Consider the following 19,087-nt stretch of genomic DNA (forward strand, 5'->3'; position numbering starts at 1 on the left):
GCCGAGCGTCGCGAGGGTCGCACGGGGAGGGGGCTCGAACCCGACCCGGGCGCCCCGCGCTACCTGGTGACGGTCCGGGGCCTGGGCTACAAGTTCGAGCCGTAGAACGGACGGGAGCCCCGCAGGCCGGACGGCGTCCGGCACAGCGCCCCGAAGCCCGGGAGGCCCTCCGGGGCCGAGCGTCGCGAGGGTCGCACGGGGAGGGGGCTCGAACCCGACCCGGGCGCCCCGCGCTACCTGGTGACGGTCCGGGGCCTGGGCTACAAGTTCTAGCCGTAGACCGGACGGGAGCCCGGTTCGAGCCGTAGCCCGGTTCGAGCCGTAAACCGCCTTGGACGTACGTGAAGGGGCGCCCCCGGGCCGGGGGCGCCCCTTCAGGCGTACACGATCAGTGGCCGGCCGCGGGGCTCTCCTCGCCGCCGTGCTCCGCGCCGTGCTCCGCCTCGCCCGTCGGCGACGCCGAGGCGGTGGGGGAGCTGCCCGGGGGAGCCGGGACGACCTCGGGGCCGAAGTCCTTGAAGTAGCTCGTCGCCGGGACGACGAAGGCGCTCAGGCTCACGTCGCCGGTCTCGCTCAGCTTGAACGTGACCTTCTGGGCGTCGCCGACGCGCGCGGCCTCGGAGCCGTTCTCGATGAGGGCGGAGGCGTTGCCCGCGCCGCCGATCACGACCGAGCCGTTGGCCGGGACGGTGATCGGGCCGGTGCCCTCGGCCGCCTTCAGCTTCACGGTCGCGTTGCTGCCCGGCAGGCTGATGGAGTCGAGGGTCTGCGGCTGGTCCCCGTTGTTGAAGAGGGTGGCGGAGACGGCGGCCGGGCCCTTGGAGGCGGCCTCGGGCTGGGTGATGACGAGCGCGTTCTGGATCTTGACGTCGTCCACGGTGACGGCGGCGTTGTCCGGCCGGACGCCGAGCGTCTGCGCGTCGTTGCCCGCCCCGCAGGCGGACAGCGCGGCGATGGAGAACACGATGGCGGTGGCGGCGAGGGCGCCGCGTCGAAGGCTGCGGCTCACGGCGGCGGCATCTCCTAGGACGTACGGACAGGCTAAGGACAGGTTGTGAGCTAAGGACCAGCTAAGGGTGCGTCAGCGCGCTTAGGTTACCGAGCCCTACTCTCCGTCCCGCACCCGACCCGCCCCTAACCGGCTCCCACCGTCTCCGTCGCGCACCCGTCACCGGCAGTCGTGGCCGGATCACGACTCATTGACCTGTTGTTCACATAACCGCCTTGATCAATTCGAGGGTCGCCTCGCATTCCGGCGAGCCGGGCCTCCGGAAAATCACGGAGCCGGGTCGGCTGATCAATTGCGGAATCACCGCGTGATGCATCCGTACGGGTGGACGATCCTCGAACGGAGTAGGCGAAGAAGGCGGCTCCGAACCCGACAAAACGGGGCATCGCCCCTCCGTGGCGGGCCCTCGGGTAGGTGTAACGTGCGGGTTTCTCTGCGTCCACGTAGCCGCTCCGACCTGCGAATACCGCCTTCCGGAAGCCCTCCGCAGCACGTTCGTGATGCTGTTGTCAAGCCCCGAGATATGCCCTGACCTGCGAAAACGCCATTCAGAAGAAGCTCTATCCGTGTTACCCTGGATAGCCACGGAAGGGGTACCTGTCACATGACGTTCAAGGTTGGCGACACCGTGGTCTATCCCCATCACGGGGCCGCGCTGATCGAGGCCATCGAAACTCGCCAGATCAAAGGCGTGGACAAGACCTACTTGGTGCTCAAGGTCGCCCAGGGCGACCTGACGGTTCGTGTGCCGGCGGACAATGCGGAGTTCGTCGGTGTTCGCGACGTAGTCGGTCAGGACGGGCTGGACCGGGTCTTCGAGGTGCTTCGCGCGCCGTACGCCGAAGAGCCTACGAACTGGTCCCGTCGCTACAAGGCAAATCTCGAGAAGCTCGCCTCCGGCGATGTCATCAAGGTCGCCGAAGTAGTCCGCGACCTCTGGCGGCGCGAGCGCGAGCGGGGTCTCTCCGCGGGCGAGAAGCGCATGCTCGCCAAGGCTCGGCAGATCCTGGTCAGCGAGCTGGCCCTCGCGGAGAACACGAACGAGGACAAGGCCGAGGCTCTCCTCGACGAGGTCCTCGCGTCCTGAGCGTGCTCTGACGACATCCGAGCGCGTTACCAAGTGAAGCGATGCCGCGGTGCCCGTTGGCGTGCTGTGATCCACACAGTGCCGTCGCCGGGCGCTGCGGCATGTTCGCGTACGTATGCGGAGCGTACGCGCGGTGGCACGCACACCGTCATGCGTCACGTGTGTCCACTGACGAGAAAGTACCCGCACCCCCTGTTACGTCCGAACCCCTGTGCTCGGGCGGCAACGCCTCGACCGTCGTCACGGAAAGGGCCCGGCCAAGGCGGAGCGTCCGGCACGGTGAGGCCCTACCCATGTCGGCCGCGGAAACAAACCTGCCGGAGTGCAACCGATGTCAGACGAAGCGCGTCCCAGCCGTACCGCCGTGGTGATCCCGGCCGCAGGACGGGGCGTACGCCTCGGGCCGGGCGCCCCCAAGGCGCTGCGCGCGCTGAGCGGCACCCCCATCCTCATCCACGCCGTCCGCGCGATGGCCGCCTCCCGCGCGGTCTCGCTCGTGGTCGTGGTCGCCCCTGCCAACGGCGCCGCCGAGGTCAAGAACCTCCTCGACGCCCACGCCCTCCCCGAACGGACCGACTACCTCGTCGTCCCCGGCGGGGACACCCGCCAGGAGTCCGTGCGCCTCGGCCTCGAAGCGCTCCCCGAGGGCGTCACCACCGTCCTCGTCCACGACGCGGCCCGCCCGCTCGTCCCCGTCGACACCGTGGACGCGGTCATCGAGGCCGTACGGGACGGGGCCGTCGCCGTCGTCCCCGCGCTGCCCGTCGCGGACACCGTCAAGGAGGTCGAGCCGGCCGAGAAGCCGGGCGACCCCGAACAGGTCGTCGCCACGCCGGTCCGCGCCCGGCTCCGGGCCGTCCAGACCCCCCAGGGCTTCGACCACGACACGCTGGTCAACGCCCACGCGACCATCGCCCTCACCGGTGAGGGCGCCACCGACGACGCCGGCATGGTCGAGCGGCTCGGCGCGCCCGTCGTCGTCGTCCCCGGCCACGAAGAGGCCTTCAAGGTGACCCGCCCCCTCGACCTCGTCCTCGCCGAGGCCGTACTCGCCCGCAGGAGGGCCAACGATGGCTTCTGAGCCGATGGACCAGCCCCTGATCCCCCGTACCGGCATCGGCACCGACGTCCACGCCTTCGAGAAGGGCCGCGAACTCTGGTGCGCCGGCCTCCTCTGGGAGGACTCCGACAGCGGCGGGTACGGCCTCGCGGGGCACTCCGACGGCGACGTCGCCGCCCACGCCGCCTGCGACGCGCTGTTCTCCGCTGCCGGCATCGGCGACCTCGGCGCCCACTTCGGCACCTCACGCCCCGAGTGGTCCGGCGCCTCCGGCGTCACCCTCCTCGCGGAGGCCGCCCGGATCGTCCGCGCCGAGGGGTACGAGATCGGCAACATCGCGGTCCAGGTCGTCGGCGTCCGACCCAAGGTCGGCAAGCGGCGCGACGAGGCCCAGAAGGCGCTGAGCGCGGCGGCCGGAGCACCCGTCTCCGTCTCCGGCACGACCACCGACGGACTGGGCCTGACGGGACGCGCCGAGGGCCTCGCCGCCCTCGCGACCGCCCTCGTCTACCCCGTATCGCCCCAGAGGCCGTGAAAAACGTGCCCCGCGATACCGCGAGAGGTCGCGGGGCACTACCACACGCCCACTACCCTGGAGTGGTGACTATTCGCCTGTACGACACCAGCGCCCGGCAGATCCTTGACTTCACCCCGCTCACGCCGGGCTGCGTCTCGATCTACCTCTGTGGCGCCACCGTCCAGGCGGCCCCGCACATCGGGCACATCCGTTCGGGGCTGAACTTCGACATCATGCGCCGCTGGTTCGCGTACCGCGGCTACGACGTCACGTTCATCCGGAACGTCACCGACATCGACGACAAGATCATCGCCAAGGGCGCGGACCAGGGCCGCCCCTGGTGGTCCATCGGCTACGAGAACGAGCGCGCGTTCAACGCCGGTTACGACGCGCTCGGTTGCCTGCCGCCCACCTACGAGCCCCGCGCCACCGGGCACGTCCCCGAGATGATCGAGATGATGCGCGGCCTCATCGAGCGCGGTCACGCGTACGAGGCCGACGGCAGCGTCTACTTCGACGTGCGCTCCTTCCCGGGATACCTGGAGCTGTCCAACCAGGACATCGACGACCTGCGGCAGCCCGCAGAGGACGGCATCACCGGCAAGCGCGACCCGCGTGACTTCGCGATGTGGAAGGCGACCAAGCCGGGCGAGCCCGACTGGGAGACCCCGTGGGGCCGCGGCCGTCCCGGCTGGCACCTGGAGTGCTCGGCCATGGCCCACAAGTACCTCGGCTCCGCCTTCGACATCCACGGCGGCGGCCTCGACCTGATCTTCCCGCACCACGAGAACGAGATCGTCCAGGCCAAGGCCTTCGGCGACGAGTTCGCGCGGTACTGGGTGCACAACGCCTGGGTCACCATGAGCGGCGAGAAGATGTCGAAGTCGCTCGGCAACAGCGTGCTCGTGTCCGAGATGGTGAAGAGCTGGCGTCCCATCGTCCTGCGCTACTACCTGGGCACCCCTCACTACCGCTCGATGATCGAGTACAGCGAGGAGGCCCTGCGCGAGGCCGAGTCGGCGTTCGCCCGTATCGAGGGCTTCGTCCAGCGCGCCACCGAGAAGGCCGGGACGACCGTCGCCCCCGCCGACGAGGTGCCGCCGGCCTTCGCCGAGGCGATGGACGACGACCTGGGCGTGCCGCACGCGCTCGCGATCATCCACACCACCGTCCGCCAGGGCAACAGCGCCCTCGCCGCGGACGACAAGGACGAGGCCATCGCCCGCCTCGCCGAGGTCCGTGCCATGCTCGGCGTCCTCGGCCTGGACCCGCTCGACCCGCACTGGGCCGAGGAGACCGGTGGCGGCGAAGAGCTCCACGGCGCCGTCGACACCCTCGTACGGCTCGTGCTCCAGCAGCGCGAATCGGCCCGCGAGCGCAAGGACTGGGCGACCGCGGACGCGATCCGCGACCAGCTCAACCAGTCCGGTCTCGCCATCGAGGACAGCCCCGACGGCCCCCGCTGGACGCTGGGCAACCGTTAGAAGACGTGCCGCTCGGGACTCCGGGCGGCACACTTCAATTACAGACTTATGTACGCAGGCAATAGAGGAAACAGGTAGTCATGGCCGGGAACAGCCAGCGCAGGAACCGTCGCACGTCCAACAAGAAGGGTGCGACGGTCGGCAGCGGTGGCCAGCGGCGCAAGGGCCTCGAAGGCAAGGGCCCGACACCCAAGGCCGAGAACCGCAAGGGCCACAAGGCGTTCCGCGTGACCAACGCGATGAACCGGCAGGCGGCCAAGCGCAAGCCCGTCGCGCGCCGCGGCGGCAAGGGCACGTCCGAGATGGTCGTCGGCCGCAACCCGGTCTTCGAGGCCCTGCGCGACGGCGTGCCCGCCTCGACCCTGTACGTGCAGCAGTTCATCGACAACGACGAGCGCGTGCGCGAGGCCCTCAACCTCGCCACCGGCCGCGGCAACATCAACATCATGGAGGCGCCGCGCCCCGAGCTCGACCGGATGACGAACAACCTGAACCACCAGGGTCTCGTCCTCCAGGTCCCGCCGTACGAGTACGCGCACCCCGAGGACCTCGCCGCGTCGGCCTACGACCACCACGAGGAGCCGCTGATCGTCGCCCTCGACGGCATCACCGACCCGCGTAACCTCGGCGCCGTCGTCCGTTCCGTCGCGGCCTTCGGCGGCCACGGCGTCGTCGTCCCCGAGCGCCGCGCCGCCGGTATGACCGCCGGTGCCTGGAAGACCTCGGCCGGCACCGCCGCCCGTACCCCGGTCGCACGCGCCACCAACCTGACGCGCTGCCTGGAGGCGTACCAGAAGGCCGGTCTCGCGGTCGTCGGCCTCGCCGCCGACGGCGACCACGACATCCACGACCTGGAGGCGCTGTCCGGCCCGGTCGTCATCGTCGTGGGCTCCGAGGGCAAGGGCCTCTCCCGACTCGTCGGCGAGACCTGTGACTTCCTCGTCCGCATCCCGATGCCGGGCGGCGCCGAGTCGCTCAACGCCGGTGTCGCCGCCGGTGTCGTGCTCTACGAGGCGGCCCGCCGCCGGATGGGCACGTCGCTGTAGTACTTCCGGCGCTGTAGTACTTTCGGCCCCGGCCGTGGCGTGATCTTGACGGGTCTCGGACATTTGCGAGCCGTCAAGGCAGTGTCCTAAACCCAGATCACTCGGTTAGATGAGTGTGGACACCAGAACGCCCCGGCCGGGGTTCGACGATCAGCCCGCGTTGAGCATGGTCAAGGTGGATTCCGATCCCGCCCAGGTGATCGTGAACCACGCCAGCTTCCGTGTGCGGCTCGCACCCGCCCCGCAGCCGAAGTTCGGCGCCGGCGCCCGCACCGCAGCCCTCTCCGGGGCAGCGGCCGGAGCGGGCGGCGCCCGCCGCCGTCCCGTCGTGTGGACCGGAAAGTCCTCACCAGGCGCGACCGGCCTCCTCCAGGCCGTCCGCGAGTCCTCGGTCTCCACCCTGGAACCCGGCATCGGCCATCCGGGCCACCCGGGGCATCCGGGCCACCCGGGGGACTCCGGGCTCGACGCGGGCGCCACCCAGGCCATCCCGCGCATCGACGACACCATGCCCACCCCCGTGGTGACCGCCGCTTCCGGACCCCTGCTGCCGCCGATGCGCCGAGCCGAGGGCGCGTACGACGAGCTGTACGAGCTCCGCCCCGAGACCGGCGGCCCGGGAGCGTACGAGGACGACGACGCGGCGCACGACCGGGCTCCGCAGCGCCACGGGCAGGACAGCGTCCGACACGCCTACTACCCCGGCCGCCGGATGAACCTCGGCGTCGTCCTGCTCCCGCTCCGCGTATTCCTCGGCTTCATCTCCATCTACGCGGGCATGGGCAAGCTCTGCGACCCCGTCTACTTCGACGGCGGCGAGCGCGGCTCCATGGTGAAGTGGCTCAACTCCCTGCACCCCTGGGCCCTCGCCGAACCCCTCCGCGACTTCGCCCTCCAGCACCCCGTCGGCGCCGGACTCACCGTCGCCTTCCTCCAGGTCGTCGTCGGCGTCCTCACCGTCTTCGGCCTCTGGCAGCGCGCCGCGGCCGTCGTCGGCGCCCTGCTCTCGGCCGCGCTCCTGCTGACCGTCAGCTGGAGGACCGTCCCGGTCTACGACTCCGCCGACATCATCTACCTGGCCGCCTGGTCGCCCCTGATCATCGCCGGAGCCCCCGTCTACTCCCTCGACGGCCGCCTCGCCGGCGAGGCCTGGCGCACCCTCGGTCCCCGCGCCGACCTCTGGGAGCTCCGCCGCCGCGTCATGCGCCGCAGCACCCTCGTCGCCTCCGTCGTCGTCGGCCTCACCCTCCTCATCGGCTCCGTTCTCGGCGGCGCCGTCCGCTCCACCGAGATGGTCACCGTGCCCGGCCCCAACGACGACCCGATCAACCACCTCCCCGGCCGGCCGCTCTCCACGGAGACCACGAGCCGCGCGCCCTCCACGTCCGCGTCCACCGCGCCCCGGCCGTCCGCGACCAGCGAGGCCCCGGCCGAGCGCGAGGAGACGCGGGAGGCGACCCGGCCCACCGAGACGACCCGCGAGGCGAGCCGGACCCAGGAGCAGCGCCCGACCGCCACCCAGGGCAGCAGCACCGGCGCCACGAGCAGTGGGCCCACGGAGTCGCGGCCGGAGCCCCCGCCGACCACCAGCGACACCCCGACCAGCACGGGCGGCACGTCGAGCGGCGGTTCCACCGGCGGTTCGACGGACACGCCCCCGGAGAGCGGCTCGACGTCGGGCGGGGCGAGGAACCCGATCGGCGGCCTGCTGGGCTGAGGGCCCGTAGGGAACTGAGCAAGGGCGGCACCGCAGTAAGCGGTGCCGCCCTTTCCGCTGCTCCGAGCCCGCCGGCTCTCAGCCCCTGTGGAGGGCCAGTTCCTTGGCGGCCTCGGTGAGGTCCTTGGCGGTGTCGATCGCCCGCCAGTAAGCCCCCTGGGGGAGCGGGAAGCCCGCGAGGCGCCGCTCGCGGGCGAGCCGGGGGAAGGTGGTCCGCTCGTGGTCGCCGAGGTCCGGGAGGAGCTCGGTGAAGGCCGCGGAGAAGACGTACACGCCGGCGTTGATCAGGAACGGCGACGGCGGCGACTCGATGAAGTCGGTGATGTGCCCGAAGGTGTCGGTCTCGACGGCGCCCCACGGGATCCGGGGACGGGCGAGGGCCAGCGTGGCGAGGGCGTCGCGCTCCGCGTGGAAGGCGGCCATCTCGCGGAGCGAGAAACGGGTCCAGATGTCGCCGTTGGTGGCGTACCACGGCTGGTCCGGCGCGGGCAGGCGGGCGGCGGCGTACTTCAGGCCGCCGCCGCGGCCCAGCGGCTCGGTCTCGACGACGGTCGTCACCTTGAGGGGGAGGTCGGCGCTTTCGAGCCACTCCTGGAGCACCTCGGCGAGATGGCCGCAGGAGACGACGGCGTCGGTCACGCCCTCGGCGGCCAGCCAGGAAAGCTGATGGCCGATGATCGGGGTCCCGGTGCCCGGGATCTCGACCATCGGCTTGGGGCGGTCGTCGGTGTACGGGCGGAGCCGTGAGCCCTGGCCGCCCGCCAGGACCACGGCCTGCGTCGGAGTGGTGTGCATACGGGGAACGATAGGGGCCCCGTAAGCCCGACGGCCGGACGCGCGACGGCGCCTCAGCTCGCGCGCATCACGCCGGTGGCGTACGAGGTGTCGCAGACCGGTCGGGAGAAGGACTGGGCGCGGGAGGGGCCGTACTGCTCGACGGCGGCACGGCCGAGGGAACGGGCGATGGACATGCAGTGCTTGGCGAGGGAGGGCCGGTTCTCCACCTCGCGCTGGAGGTGGGTGAGAGCCGTGCCGGGGTCCTTCTCCTGGAGCTCGGCGAGGAGCTGGTCGCGCAGGACGTCCTGCGGGGCACGGGACTTGGCCCGGAGGGAGACCTCGGAGGAGGACGCCGTGAGCTGGGTCCCGGCGTCCTTGCCGGCCCACGGTACGGCGGACACCGCGAGCGTTCCCGAGAGCACCAGGACGACGGGCAGGACGAGGGCGAGAGAGCGGCCGATTCGGCGGGCAGTGTGCGTCACGCAGGCGAGCGTAGCGGCCGGTAGTGATATGGCGACATTTAGTCACTCTCGCGGGGGATGGTTCGAGGCGACTTTTCGAATCCCGTGTTGACGCGGGGGTGTCGGCGGGCCCCGAATGCCGGGGCATGTCGGGGTTTCGCCGGGTAAACCACCCGGGAGGCTGCCACATGGACCAACGGCCCCGCGTCCACGAGGGACACGGGGCCGAGGAGAGGTCGTCGGGACCGGGGGTCAGTCGCTGAGGCGCGCGCCCGTGGAGGTCGAGAAGACGTGGAGCTCGGAGGCGCGCGGCACGACGTGCAGCGTGGTGCCCTTGGCGGGGACGTCACGGCCGCCGACGCGGACGACCAGGTCCTTGTCCTCGCCGCCGACGCGGGTGGCACCGTACACGAAGCCGTCGGAGCCGAGCTCCTCGACGACGTTGACGGTGACGGCCAGGCCGTCCTTGCTCGTCGCGCCCGAGATGTCGAAGTGCTCGGGGCGGACGCCGACGGTGACGGTGGTGTCGCCGTTGGCGGACGCGGCGGCGATGGCGTCACGGGTGACCGGGACGACGCTGTTGCCGAACTTCACGCCGCCGTCGACGATCGGGACCTCGATCAGGTTCATGGCCGGGGAGCCGATGAAGCCGGCGACGAAGAGGTTGGCGGGCCGGTCGTACATGTTGCGCGGCGAGTCGACCTGCTGGAGCAGACCGTCCTTGAGGACGGCGACGCGGTCGCCCATGGTGAGGGCCTCGGTCTGGTCGTGGGTGACGTAGACCGTGGTGATGCCCAGGCGGCGCTGGAGGCCGGCGATCTGCGTACGGGTGGAGACACGCAGCTTGGCGTCGAGGTTCGACAGCGGCTCGTCCATGAGGAAGACCTGCGGCTCACGCACGATGGCGCGACCCATGGCGACACGCTGCCGCTGACCGCCGGAGAGAGCCTTCGGCTTCCGGTCCAGGTACTCGGTGAGGTCGAGGATCTTCGCGGCCTCTTCGACCTTGGCGCGGATCTCGGACTTGTTGACGCCGGCGATCTTGAGCGCGAAGCCCATGTTGTCCGCGACGGTCATGTGCGGGTACAGCGCGTAGTTCTGGAACACCATCGCGATGTCCCGGTCCTTCGGCGGCAGGTGCGTGACGTCGCGGTCGCCGATGCGGATGGAGCCGGCGTTGACGTCCTCGAGACCCGCGAGCATGCGCAGGGAGGTCGACTTGCCACAGCCCGAGGGGCCGACGAGGACGAGGAACTCGCCGTCCTCGATCTCGATGTCGAGCTGGTCGACGGAGGGCTTGGTGGCACCGGGGTACACCCGGGTCGCCTTGTCGAAAGTGACGGAAGCCATGGTGATGTGTCCCTTCACCGGCAGGAACGTGCCGGACGATCCGAGTAAAGGAAGGATTGAGGTCTAGTCCACCGAGATGAACTCCAGGCGACGCTACCTGCCGAACGGGGATCTGTCAGCAGTCGAACGGCAACGAGATTTCCGACCGGTCCCCGCACGCCGTTGGATACACTGCACTCGCTGCCTCCTTAGCTCAGCTGGCCAGAGCACCGCTCTTGTAAAGCGGGGGTCGTCGGTTCGAACCCGACAGGGGGCTCACGGCAAAGGGCCGGCGCAGGGGATGTTTCCCCGGCGCCGGCCCTTTCGCGTGATCACGGCCGTGCCACCTACGTGGTTGCTCCGTCGGAGGAGGCTGCCCCCGGACCCTGGAACAGGTGGCCGGCCAGGCGTCGGAGTCCGTCCTCGTGTCGAAGGTGGTGCGCACTTCGAAATCCTGTTGAAGGGCTCCTGCAACCTTTTGCGGCGTCACGGGGTCGAACGGGTGCATGGGAAGCGGGTCGGCGCTTCCGTCAGCACCAAGTGCTCCCGCATCCGGGGGCCGAGGAGGACTTCGTGACACGTATGCGTTCGGCAGTGGTGGCGGCGGCGGTGATCGCCGCGCTGGCGCCGGTGACGTTCGGGGGATCGGCGGCCTTCGCCGCGTCCCCGGCGGCAACCTCCGCCGGGACCGCCGCCGAGGTCGGGACGGTCGTCCAGGAGGGCGGCCGGCTGGCCGTTCCTGCGGGCGAGGAAGGGCCGGTGACGCTGCGGTTCACGGCCACACTGCCGGCGGGCGTCCAGGGGCCGGTGACCGCCTCCTTCCAACTGGGCACATGGCTGACCGAGGACGAGCCGGGCAGTTCGCCGGTGAGCCAGGACGTGATCCGCTCCGTCTGCGCGGTCAACGGCGTCTCGTACGGGGAGTGCGCGTGGGACATGCCCTTCAACCCGCCCGTCCTGAATGATCCGCCCGCTCGGCCCTCCCTCGACCTTCCCGCGGCGCCGGCCGCCGAGACCCTCACCTACACCGTCACCCTGGACGCCGACCGGACCGCGATCGTCCTGGGCCGCACGGACGCCCTGGTCACGCTGAGGGACAGCATGGGAGCGGAGGTGGCCCGGGGCACGATCGGGCTCGACTTCGTCCCCGGGACGCCTCCGCCGGGGAAGCGCGGCGCCGTCCACGCGCGGGACAAGGACGGCGTGCTGTGGCGGTACGAGGGCACGGGCGACGTCTCCCGGCCGTTCGCGACGCGCAAGCGGGTCGGCGGCGGCTGGAACGCCTACACCGCCGTCGCCCCGCTCACGACCGCCACGGCGGACGGCCGGGGCGACCTCGTCGCCCGCGACAAGGCGGGGGTCCTCTGGTACTACCAGGGCACCGGCAAGCCCTCCGCGCCCTTCGCGCCGCGGCAGCGGGTCGGCGGCGGCTGGAACACCTACACGGCCCTCGTCGGCGTCGGTGACGGCAGTCTGGTCGCCCGGGACAGGGACGGCGTGCTGTGGCGCTACAAGGCGGAGTACAACACGCTGTACGGACCGCGGCAGCGGGTGGGCGGCGGCTGGAACACTTACACCGCCCTGACCATGTCGGGCGCCCGCGACGGGGCCCTGGGCCGTGACAAGGACGGCGTGCTGTGGAAGTACAACCGCTACGGCCTCTATCCCTCCCCGCCCTTCCAGCAGCGCCAGCGGGTCGGCGGCGGGTGGAACACGTACACGGCGATCGCGGGCACCGCCGAACTCGGACGTGACGATCGCCCCGATCTCGTCGCACGGGACGGCGCCGGCAAGCTCTGGCTCTACCAGGGCGTGAGCAAGCCCCTGTCCGGCCTCGTCCCCGGCTCCTCCCGCTCCCTCGTCGGCGGCGGCTGGAACACCTACGACCTGATCTTCTGAGCTTCCTCTCGTAAAGGGTCGTCGGTTCGAACCCGACAGGGGGCCAGGCAGAACAAGGCGAAGACCCCCGACCTCTCTTGGCCGGGGGTCTTCGACGTCTACGGGTGGTATCGACGGCTGCGGTCAGGGGCGGTCGGGCCTTGGGCGCCGTCGCGTGAGGGGCCGCTCCATCGAGCGAGCTCAGCGGTCATCCCGCGGTCGGTCTACTTGTTCCGCGATGCGGGAGGCGGCCATCTCCCACGGGGTCGGCTCTGCCACGTCTTCGTACTCGTCGGCGTCTTCCCGGTACCACCCTGTTCCGGCGAGCCAGGTTTCGAGCCACTCGGCCAGACTCCCGGCGTCGACGAACCAGGCGGCGGCTCCGTCGTCCGTCATGGCGTTCGGGTCGAAGAGGAGGACCGTGGCGGTCTCGCTGTGGCAGTCCACCGCGGCGTACATCGCACAGCCCCAGTCGAGGATCGGCAGCACGCCCGCCGGCCAGTACGGTGTCTCGTCCTCGGCCGAGCCGGATCGTTCGGACCGGTACTCGCTCAGCGCCGTACGCCCAGGCCCAACCAGCGGAAGAAGCTGGTAATCGGGTCCGTAGCCGCCGTTGGCCACCTCCCTGTACAGGCTCGCCAGCAGGGGCGGGAGGGCGAAGCCGAGAGCTGCCTCCGCCTCGGCAACCTCCGCGGCAGTGGCGGCGGGAGGCAACGTCGTCGAAGTGGCCCTGGCCTGCGCCGCCACGCGGGGAATGAGATCTTCGATCGCTATCACGGTCGGGATCCTGTCAGGCGCGTACGACAAAGAGCCGTCCTGGCGGCCAAACTGACCGTTTTCCCTGCACGTTGCCGTCAGACGCACAGCGTGCTTCAGTCCGGCCGTCGGTCGCGCGCCTGGCAGCTGGGTTGATGGGAGGTTTGGGGCGGTCCTACGGATACGGCAACCGAGGCGCACAGCCCACCGGCATCTGTCCGGTCAGGCGGCGGATTTCTCCTGGGTGGGCTCCCGCTCCCCGGTCGGCCACCGGCGGTGAAGGGCGTCGATGTGGAAGTCGTGGCGGTGGCTGCGGCCTCCGGCGCCGGCCAGATGGGGGTGATCCGGCGCCAGTTCCGGGTGCACGTGGTCCAGCTCGGCCGGGTCCTCGCGCGGCCACAGGCGTACGGCGGTCACGGCGGCGGCGAGCGCGAGCGCGGTCAGCACGGCAGCCGAGACGGCGAGCCCGGCCTGCGAGGCGAGCCAGCCCGCGAGCGGGTAGGTGATCAGCCAGCAGGCATGGGTGAGGGAGAACTGGGCGGCGAAGGCCGCCGGAAGATCCGGTGCGGCGGCCGAACGGCGCAGCAGGCGCCCGCCCGGAGTGAGGATCGCCGACGTCGCCGCCCCGATCACCAGCCATGCGGCCGGCAGCGCCGGCCAGGACAGCCCGCCCGTGCCGAGCCCTGCCGTGAGGAGGCCGAGCGTGGCGGTCATGAGGAACGCGGAGGGCAGCATCAGGGCCCGGTCGCCGACGCGCCCGACGATCCGGGGCAGCAGGAGGGCGACGACCATGGAGCCCGCGCCGTAGGCGGCGAGGGCCAGGGAGACGTCGCCGGCCGAGCGGCCGAAGGTGTCCCGGACCAGGACGACCGTGTTGACCAGGACCATGGCGCCGACGGCGGCGGCCACGAGGTCGAGGGCGAGCAGGGCGCGGAGCCGGGGAGTGGCCAGGAAGAGCCGGGTTCCGAAGGCGGCCTTCGCGTACGTGCCTCCCGTGCGATCGACCGGCCGCGGCTTCGGCAGGAGGACGGAGACGACCAGGGCGCCGGAGGCGAGGAAGCCGGCTGCGGTGCCGGCGAAGAGCCAGTTGTACGAGACGAGGGCGAGCAGCGCGGCGGCGAGTACGGGGCTGAAGAGGCTCTCCAGGTCGTAGGCGAGGCGGGAGAGCGACAGCGCGTGGGTGTACTCGTCCTCGTCGGGCAGGACCTCGGGAAGAGTCGCCTGGAAGGTGGGGGTGAAGACGGCGGACGCGGCCTGGAGCAGGAAGATCAGCACGTAGACCTGCCACACCTGGGTGACGAACGGCAGCGCGAGCGCGACGCCTGACCGGGTGAGGTCCATGGTGACGAGCAGCGCCCGCCGGGGTATTCGGTCGGCGAACGCGCTGATCAGCGGTGCTGTCCCGACGTACGCGACCATCTTGATGGCCAGCGCCGTGCCGAGGACGGCGGAGGCGTTCCCGCCGGCGATGTCGTACGCGAGCAGGCTCAGCGCGACGGTCGCGAGGCCGGTGCCGACGAGGGCGACGACCTGCGCGGTGAAGAGGTGCCGGTACGTACGGTTGCGCAGCACGGACAGCATGGGGCACGCCCTCGGTCGGCTACAGAGGCGTTTCCACGGTAGCCGATGCGTGCATAGGTGCGCACCTGTTGATTTGCGGGGTCTGCCCGACCGGCCCGGTTCAGTCGTGCCAGGGCTCGCCGCTCACCTGGTGATCGGCGTGACTGATCGCCTCGACGACCAGGCGCTTCAGGTGCCCGTCCGGCAGCGAGTAGACCACCCGTCGCCCCTCCTTGCGCGACTCGACGAGACCCCCGAGCCGGAGCTTGGCCAGATGCTGACTGACCGCGGGCCGCGCCGCGCCGACCGCCTCGGCGAGGGCGCTCACGTCCGACTCCCCGCGCGCGAGCAGCCACACCAGATGCAGCCGCGTGGCATCGGCGAGCAGAGCGAAGACACCCGCCGCCGACACGAGCTCGCGAGGGCCGGGGGTGCGCTGATGCGTACCGGTCGCAGCTGGGGGTGTGTCGCCTGAAGCCATGAGGAAAGGGTAGGCGGCGAGACGTGATACGCCGAGGCGGCGAACCCGGAGTGCGGCGGCGTGCCCAGGAACCGCCCCTCGTGGGGGCGACCGTCGACCTCGTCGTGGGGGAAGTGCGCGCGTGGCACCGGAAGCCTTGGATCTGGGTGGACCTCACGGCACCCAGGTGCGCCGAGTACTGACTTTGCTCCACGGTCAGGACGGTCAGGACGGTCCGGCGTTCTTGTGTTCCGGGCCCCGTCGGTCCGGGACACTTGTGCGTTACGGGGTGTACCGGTGGCGTGGGGTGTTCTGCGGGAGGGGTGGGGCTGATGAGTCGGCGTTCCGGGGGGCTGATCGGAGTGTGGGCCGAGCAGCAGCGGGTGGCGCAGCGGCAGCGGGAGGGGCAGCAGCAGGCGGTGCTGCGGCAGCAGCGGGATGCCGAGCGGGCGCAGCGGGCGTACGAGCGGGACGTCTCGCGGATGCAGCGGGAGCAGCGGGCCGCGTACCGGCAGCATCGGGACGCGGACGCGCTGCGGAAGACGCGGGAGCTCGACGAGCGGGTCGCCGTGCTGGAGGGGCTGCTCGCGGCGGGGTGCCAGGCGCCGGCGTTCGGTGTGGAGGCGCTGCGGCGGGCCGAGCGGATCGAGCCGTTCGCGCCGGGGCCGCTGGGCGAGCCGGTGCCCATGCCCGATCAGCGGTACTACCAGGAGCACGGCGGCCGGGCCCGGTTCGAGCGTGACTGGTACGCGGCGCAGGCCGCCGAGGCCCGGCGGGTCGAGCAACTGACCGCTTACCGGCGGGCGTACGACGAGTGGGCGGCGGGCCGCCTCGCGGAGATCCGGGCGCACAACGCCGGCGTCGCCGGGACCGCCGACGCCCTGCGGGACGCCGAGCCCGAGACCGTCGTCGACTTCTTCTCCGCCGTCCTCTTCGCCTCCACGGCCTGGCCCGAGGGGTTCCCCCGCGAGGTGTCCGCCGCCTACGACCGGGTCCGGCGCACGCTCGTCCTCGACTGGGGCCTTCCCGCGTACGACGTCGTGCCCGCGGCCAAGGGCGTCAAGTACCTGCCCAGTACCGACCAGGAGAAGGAAGTCCCGCGGCCCGTGACGCAGCGGCGGGCGCTGTACCGGGACGTCCTCGCCCAGAGCGTGCTCCTCGCCGTGCGGGAGCTGTTCGCCGCCGACCGGTTCGGCCTCCTCGACCGTGTGACCCTCAACGGGTACGTCGGTGGGGTCGACCCGGCCACCGGACTCGCCGGAAGGACGTGCGTCGCCTCCGCCGTGGTGGAGCGCCGGGACTTCGACCGCCTCAATCTGGAACGCGTCGCCGCCGTGGACTGTCTCACCGGGGCCCTCGCCGGGCGGCTCTCCGCCAAGCCCGACGAGCGGGTGGCCGTGGCGCCGATGGCGACTCCCGACCAGGTCGGCCCGGACGTCGTCGTGCAGGGCGACGGTGAGGAACCCGACCTGCTCGCCATGGACCCGATCGCGTTCGAGGGGCTCGTGGCCGAGCTCTTCCGGGCCCGGGGGCTCCAGGCCGTGACCACGCGCCGGTCCAACGACGGCGGTGTCGACGTCGAGGCCCTCGATCCGGACCCGATCAGCGGCGGCTCCATCCTCGTCCAGGTGAAGCGGTACCGGAACACCGTGCCGCCCTCCGCCGTACGGGACCTCTTCGGCACCGTGCAGGGCGCCGGCGCCAACAAGGGCGTCCTCGTCACCACGTCCGGCTTCGGGCCCGGCTCCTACACCTTCGCCAACGGCAAGCCCCTGACCCTCATCTCGGGGACCGAGCTGGTCGACCTGCTCCATCAGCACGGGCTCCGGGGGCGCTTGGGGCCGGGGACGTCGCGGACCACCGCCGTGGACACGCTCGTGGACACCCCCGTCGAGGCCGACGCCGACTTCAATCTCCTTGGCATGGTGTGGTCCGGCGCGGCCGCGCTCGACGTGTGCGCCCTGGTCTGCGCGGGCAGCCGGGTCCTCGGCGACGAGTGGTTCGTCTTCTTCAACAACCCGGCGACCCCCGACGGATCGGTGGCGATGGCGGCCGCCGCGCCCGGCGACCGGGCAGCGGTGCGGGTCGGCTTCGACGCGCTTCCGTCGCGGGCCGACCGCCTCGTGCTCGTGGCCGCGGTCGACCCCGAGGTGAATCCGGACGCGGACCTGAGCGGGTTCACGGACGCCGCGATCCGGCTGCGGGACGACGCCGGCGGCGAGCTCGACCGGCTCGTCGTCTCGGACGGGCGGCCGGGGGAGACGGCGCTCGTCCTCGGGTCGTTCCGGCGGCGCGCCGGGGGCGACTGGGACTTCGTCCTCGGCGGGAAGGGCTACCGGGGCGGCCTTGAGGAGCTGGTCGGGGACTTCGGCATCCAGGTGGAGTGAGCGTCGGCGGGCGTGGTCGCTGTCGTGCCCACGCCCGCCCGCACGCCCGCCCGCACGCCCGCCCCGCCTGCCCCCGCCCGCCTGCCCCCGCCCGCCTGCCCCCGCCCCCCGGTCCTCGTCAGCGGCCGCTGAGCCGGTTCGCCAGGACCGCCACCCGGTCCGTCGTCGCCGCGTGGCCCGTCGACTCGCGGTGGTCCGCGCCGCGGAAGGCCGCGTACATGGTCTGGACGCCGAGCCAGCGCAGCGGTTCCGGTTCCCACTTGCGCACCTTGTGGTTGACCCACGGGAGGGCGGTGAGGTCGGTGGGGCCCGACTGGCCCGAGTCCTGCTGAATGAGGTCGCGCAGGGTGCGGGCCGCGAGGTTGGCCGTGGCGACGCCCGAGCCGACGTAGCCGCCCGCCCAGCCCAGGCCGGTCGAGCGGTCCAGGGTGACCGTGGCGCACCAGTCGCGCGGGACGCCGAGGACGCCGGACCAGGCGTGGTCCACCCGTACCCCCGCCAGCTGGGGGAAGAAGCGGGTGAGGATGTCGCGGAGGGCCTCGATCGTCTGCGGCTGGGTGCGGCCGTCGTTGTCCGTCTTCGAGCCGAAGCGGTACGGGACTCCCCGGCCGCCCAGCGCGATCCGGCCGTCGGCGGTGCGCTGCGCGTACATGTAGGCGTGGGCCATGTCGCCGAGGGTCTCGCGGCCGTCCCAGCCGATGGACTCCCACTGGGCGTCGTCAAGCGGCTCGGTGGCGATCATCGAGGAGTTCATCGGGAGCCAGGTGCGGCGCTGGCCGGTGAGGGAGGCGGTGAAGCCCTCGGTGCAGCGCAGCACGTACGGGGCACGGACGGTGCCGTACGGGGTGACCGCGTGCTTCGGCTTGATCTCGGTGACCGGGGTCGACTCGTGGATCGTGACGCCGAGCGCCTCCACCGCGGCGGCGAGGCCCTTGACCAGCTTCACGGGGTGGAGGCGGGCCCCGTGCGGGGTCCAGGAGGAGCCGACGGCGCCGGTGACGCGGATGCGGTCGGCGGTCTCGCGGGCCCCGTACATCTCCCGATCGGTCTCGCCGAACGCGATCTCGGCGGCGTGGAAGGCCTTCAGGCGGGCCAGCTGGGCGGGGGAGAGCGCGACTTCCAGGACTCCGCCCCGGTGGACGTCGGCGTCGATCTTCTCCTGCTCGCAGACGTCGACGACCTCGCCGACCGTGGCGTTCATGGCCTGCTGGAGGCGGACGGCGGCCTCGTGGCCGTGCAGCTTCGCGTAGCGGTCGCGTCCGGCGATGCCGTTGTAGAGCCAGCCGCCGTTGCGCCCGGAGGCTCCGTACCCGCAGAACTTGGCCTCGAGGACGGTGATGTTGAGGAACGGGACGGCCTTCTTGAGGTAGTAGGCGGTCCACAGGCCTGTGTAGCCGCCGCCGACGATGCAGACGTCGGCGCTGCTGTCGCCGGGGAGCGGTTCGCGGGGAGCGGGGGTGCCGTCCTGCGCGTACCAGAACGAGATGCCGCCGTTGACCGTACTCATGTGTATCCCTCTTCCGGGTGCGTGGGCGGGACGTTACCCGGGGCCTCGGTCC

Annotated in this window: 16 protein-coding genes and 1 tRNA gene; 9 read left to right on the top strand and 8 right to left on the bottom strand. The window is 71.6% G+C overall.

The window, feature by feature from the left end:
• Positions 1 to 388: 388 nt before the first annotated feature.
• Positions 389 to 1,009 carry a DUF461 domain-containing protein gene (locus tag ACIA8N_RS23700; protein WP_365783075.1) on the bottom strand — a complete coding sequence of 207 codons (621 nt, stop codon included), beginning with the start codon at positions 1,007 to 1,009 and terminating at the stop codon, positions 389 to 391.
• A 604-nt stretch (positions 1,010 to 1,613) separates the two neighbouring features.
• Here ACIA8N_RS23700 and ACIA8N_RS23705 point away from each other — a divergent pair.
• From ACIA8N_RS23705 to ACIA8N_RS23730, 6 genes are all read left to right on the top strand, one after another.
• Positions 1,614 to 2,096 (top strand): CarD family transcriptional regulator, encoded by a 483-nt coding sequence (locus tag ACIA8N_RS23705; protein ID WP_003953493.1) that lies wholly within the window; start codon positions 1,614 to 1,616, stop codon positions 2,094 to 2,096.
• A 331-nt stretch (positions 2,097 to 2,427) separates the two neighbouring features.
• Positions 2,428 to 3,177 carry a 2-C-methyl-D-erythritol 4-phosphate cytidylyltransferase gene (ispD, locus tag ACIA8N_RS23710; RefSeq protein ID WP_365783074.1) on the top strand — a complete coding sequence of 250 codons (750 nt, stop codon included), beginning with the start codon at positions 2,428 to 2,430 and terminating at the stop codon, positions 3,175 to 3,177.
• Positions 3,167 to 3,691, top strand: coding sequence for a 2-C-methyl-D-erythritol 2,4-cyclodiphosphate synthase (gene ispF / locus ACIA8N_RS23715; RefSeq protein WP_365783073.1), 525 nt, complete (start codon positions 3,167 to 3,169; stop codon positions 3,689 to 3,691). The genes ispD and ispF overlap by 11 nt, the downstream gene beginning before the upstream one ends.
• A gap of 65 nt (positions 3,692 to 3,756) precedes the next feature.
• Positions 3,757 to 5,157: a cysteine--tRNA ligase gene (gene cysS, locus ACIA8N_RS23720; protein WP_365783071.1), complete on the top strand. Its 1,401-nt coding sequence runs from the start codon at positions 3,757 to 3,759 to the stop codon at positions 5,155 to 5,157.
• An 80-nt stretch (positions 5,158 to 5,237) separates the two neighbouring features.
• Positions 5,238 to 6,203 (top strand): 23S rRNA (guanosine(2251)-2'-O)-methyltransferase RlmB, encoded by a 966-nt coding sequence (gene rlmB / locus ACIA8N_RS23725; protein ID WP_365783069.1) that lies wholly within the window; start codon positions 5,238 to 5,240, stop codon positions 6,201 to 6,203.
• A 109-nt stretch (positions 6,204 to 6,312) separates the two neighbouring features.
• Entirely contained in the window at positions 6,313 to 7,920 is a 1,608-nt protein-coding gene (locus ACIA8N_RS23730; RefSeq protein WP_365783067.1) for a DoxX family protein, read from the top strand.
• Between the two features lie 78 nt (positions 7,921 to 7,998).
• Here the strand turns inward: ACIA8N_RS23730 and ACIA8N_RS23735 are convergent, their stop codons facing one another.
• The 3 genes from ACIA8N_RS23735 to ACIA8N_RS23745 form a co-directional block, all read right to left on the bottom strand.
• A complete protein-coding gene (locus tag ACIA8N_RS23735) occupies positions 7,999 to 8,715 on the bottom strand; it encodes a nucleotidyltransferase family protein (RefSeq protein WP_365783065.1) in 717 nt (238 codons plus the stop codon).
• A 53-nt stretch (positions 8,716 to 8,768) separates the two neighbouring features.
• Complete coding sequence (locus tag ACIA8N_RS23740; RefSeq protein ID WP_365783063.1) at positions 8,769 to 9,179, bottom strand: hypothetical protein; 411 nt, start codon at positions 9,177 to 9,179, stop codon at positions 8,769 to 8,771.
• 231 nt (positions 9,180 to 9,410) lie between these two features.
• Positions 9,411 to 10,508: a sn-glycerol-3-phosphate ABC transporter ATP-binding protein UgpC gene (locus ACIA8N_RS23745; RefSeq protein ID WP_365783061.1), complete on the bottom strand. Its 1,098-nt coding sequence runs from the start codon at positions 10,506 to 10,508 to the stop codon at positions 9,411 to 9,413.
• 182 nt (positions 10,509 to 10,690) lie between these two features.
• On the opposite strand from ACIA8N_RS23745, the gene ACIA8N_RS23750 reads away from it, so the two are divergent.
• Both ACIA8N_RS23750 and ACIA8N_RS23755 read left to right on the top strand, forming a co-directional pair.
• Positions 10,691 to 10,764, top strand: a tRNA-Thr gene (locus ACIA8N_RS23750).
• 296 nt (positions 10,765 to 11,060) lie between these two features.
• The gene (locus tag ACIA8N_RS23755) at positions 11,061 to 12,386 is read left to right on the top strand and encodes a hypothetical protein (protein WP_399416777.1); all 1,326 of its coding nucleotides are present in this window, start codon (positions 11,061 to 11,063) and stop codon (positions 12,384 to 12,386) included.
• Between the two features lie 180 nt (positions 12,387 to 12,566).
• On the opposite strand, the gene ACIA8N_RS23760 is transcribed toward ACIA8N_RS23755, so the two are convergent.
• From ACIA8N_RS23760 to ACIA8N_RS23770, 3 genes are all read right to left on the bottom strand, one after another.
• Complete coding sequence (locus tag ACIA8N_RS23760) at positions 12,567 to 13,142, bottom strand: SMI1/KNR4 family protein (RefSeq protein WP_365783059.1); 576 nt, start codon at positions 13,140 to 13,142, stop codon at positions 12,567 to 12,569.
• Positions 13,143 to 13,343: 201 nt separating this feature from the next.
• Positions 13,344 to 14,702, bottom strand: coding sequence for an MFS transporter (locus tag ACIA8N_RS23765; protein ID WP_365783057.1), 1,359 nt, complete (start codon positions 14,700 to 14,702; stop codon positions 13,344 to 13,346).
• A gap of 100 nt (positions 14,703 to 14,802) precedes the next feature.
• Positions 14,803 to 15,162, bottom strand: a complete 360-nt coding sequence (locus ACIA8N_RS23770) for a metalloregulator ArsR/SmtB family transcription factor (RefSeq protein WP_365783055.1) — start codon at positions 15,160 to 15,162, stop codon at positions 14,803 to 14,805.
• A 311-nt stretch (positions 15,163 to 15,473) separates the two neighbouring features.
• Here ACIA8N_RS23770 and ACIA8N_RS23775 point away from each other — a divergent pair, with 311 nt between their 5' ends.
• Positions 15,474 to 17,528 (top strand): restriction endonuclease, encoded by a 2,055-nt coding sequence (locus tag ACIA8N_RS23775; protein WP_365783053.1) that lies wholly within the window; start codon positions 15,474 to 15,476, stop codon positions 17,526 to 17,528.
• Positions 17,529 to 17,646: 118 nt separating this feature from the next.
• On the opposite strand, the gene ACIA8N_RS23780 is transcribed toward ACIA8N_RS23775, so the two are convergent.
• On the bottom strand, positions 17,647 to 19,035 hold the full coding sequence (locus ACIA8N_RS23780; protein WP_365783051.1) for an FAD-binding oxidoreductase: 1,389 nt from the start codon (positions 19,033 to 19,035) through the stop codon (positions 17,647 to 17,649).
• Positions 19,036 to 19,087: the final 52 nt, after the last annotated feature.

Origin of the sequence: Streptomyces sp. NPDC051822 (genome assembly GCF_044452745.1) — a bacterium.
Lineage (GTDB): Bacteria > Actinomycetota > Actinomycetes > Streptomycetales > Streptomycetaceae > Streptomyces.

Excerpts from the sequence above, each read along its gene's own strand:
- ACIA8N_RS23705 (WP_003953493.1), top strand. The coding sequence starts at position 1,614 with ATGACGTTCAAGGTTGGCGACACCGTGGTCTATCCCCATCACGGGGCC.
- ispD (WP_365783074.1), top strand. The coding sequence starts at position 2,428 with ATGTCAGACGAAGCGCGTCCCAGCCGTACCGCCGTGGTGATCCCGGCC.
- ispF (WP_365783073.1), top strand. The coding sequence starts at position 3,167 with ATGGCTTCTGAGCCGATGGACCAGCCCCTGATCCCCCGTACCGGCATC.
- rlmB (WP_365783069.1), top strand. The coding sequence starts at position 5,238 with ATGGCCGGGAACAGCCAGCGCAGGAACCGTCGCACGTCCAACAAGAAG.
- ACIA8N_RS23730 (WP_365783067.1), top strand. The coding sequence starts at position 6,313 with ATGAGTGTGGACACCAGAACGCCCCGGCCGGGGTTCGACGATCAGCCC.
- ACIA8N_RS23735 (WP_365783065.1), bottom strand. The coding sequence starts at position 8,715 with ATGCACACCACTCCGACGCAGGCCGTGGTCCTGGCGGGCGGCCAGGGC.
- ACIA8N_RS23745 (WP_365783061.1), bottom strand. The coding sequence starts at position 10,508 with ATGGCTTCCGTCACTTTCGACAAGGCGACCCGGGTGTACCCCGGTGCC.
- ACIA8N_RS23765 (WP_365783057.1), bottom strand. The coding sequence starts at position 14,702 with ATGCTGTCCGTGCTGCGCAACCGTACGTACCGGCACCTCTTCACCGCG.
- ACIA8N_RS23770 (WP_365783055.1), bottom strand. The coding sequence starts at position 15,162 with ATGGCTTCAGGCGACACACCCCCAGCTGCGACCGGTACGCATCAGCGC.
- ACIA8N_RS23775 (WP_365783053.1), top strand. The coding sequence starts at position 15,474 with ATGAGTCGGCGTTCCGGGGGGCTGATCGGAGTGTGGGCCGAGCAGCAG.
- ACIA8N_RS23780 (WP_365783051.1), bottom strand. The coding sequence starts at position 19,035 with ATGAGTACGGTCAACGGCGGCATCTCGTTCTGGTACGCGCAGGACGGC.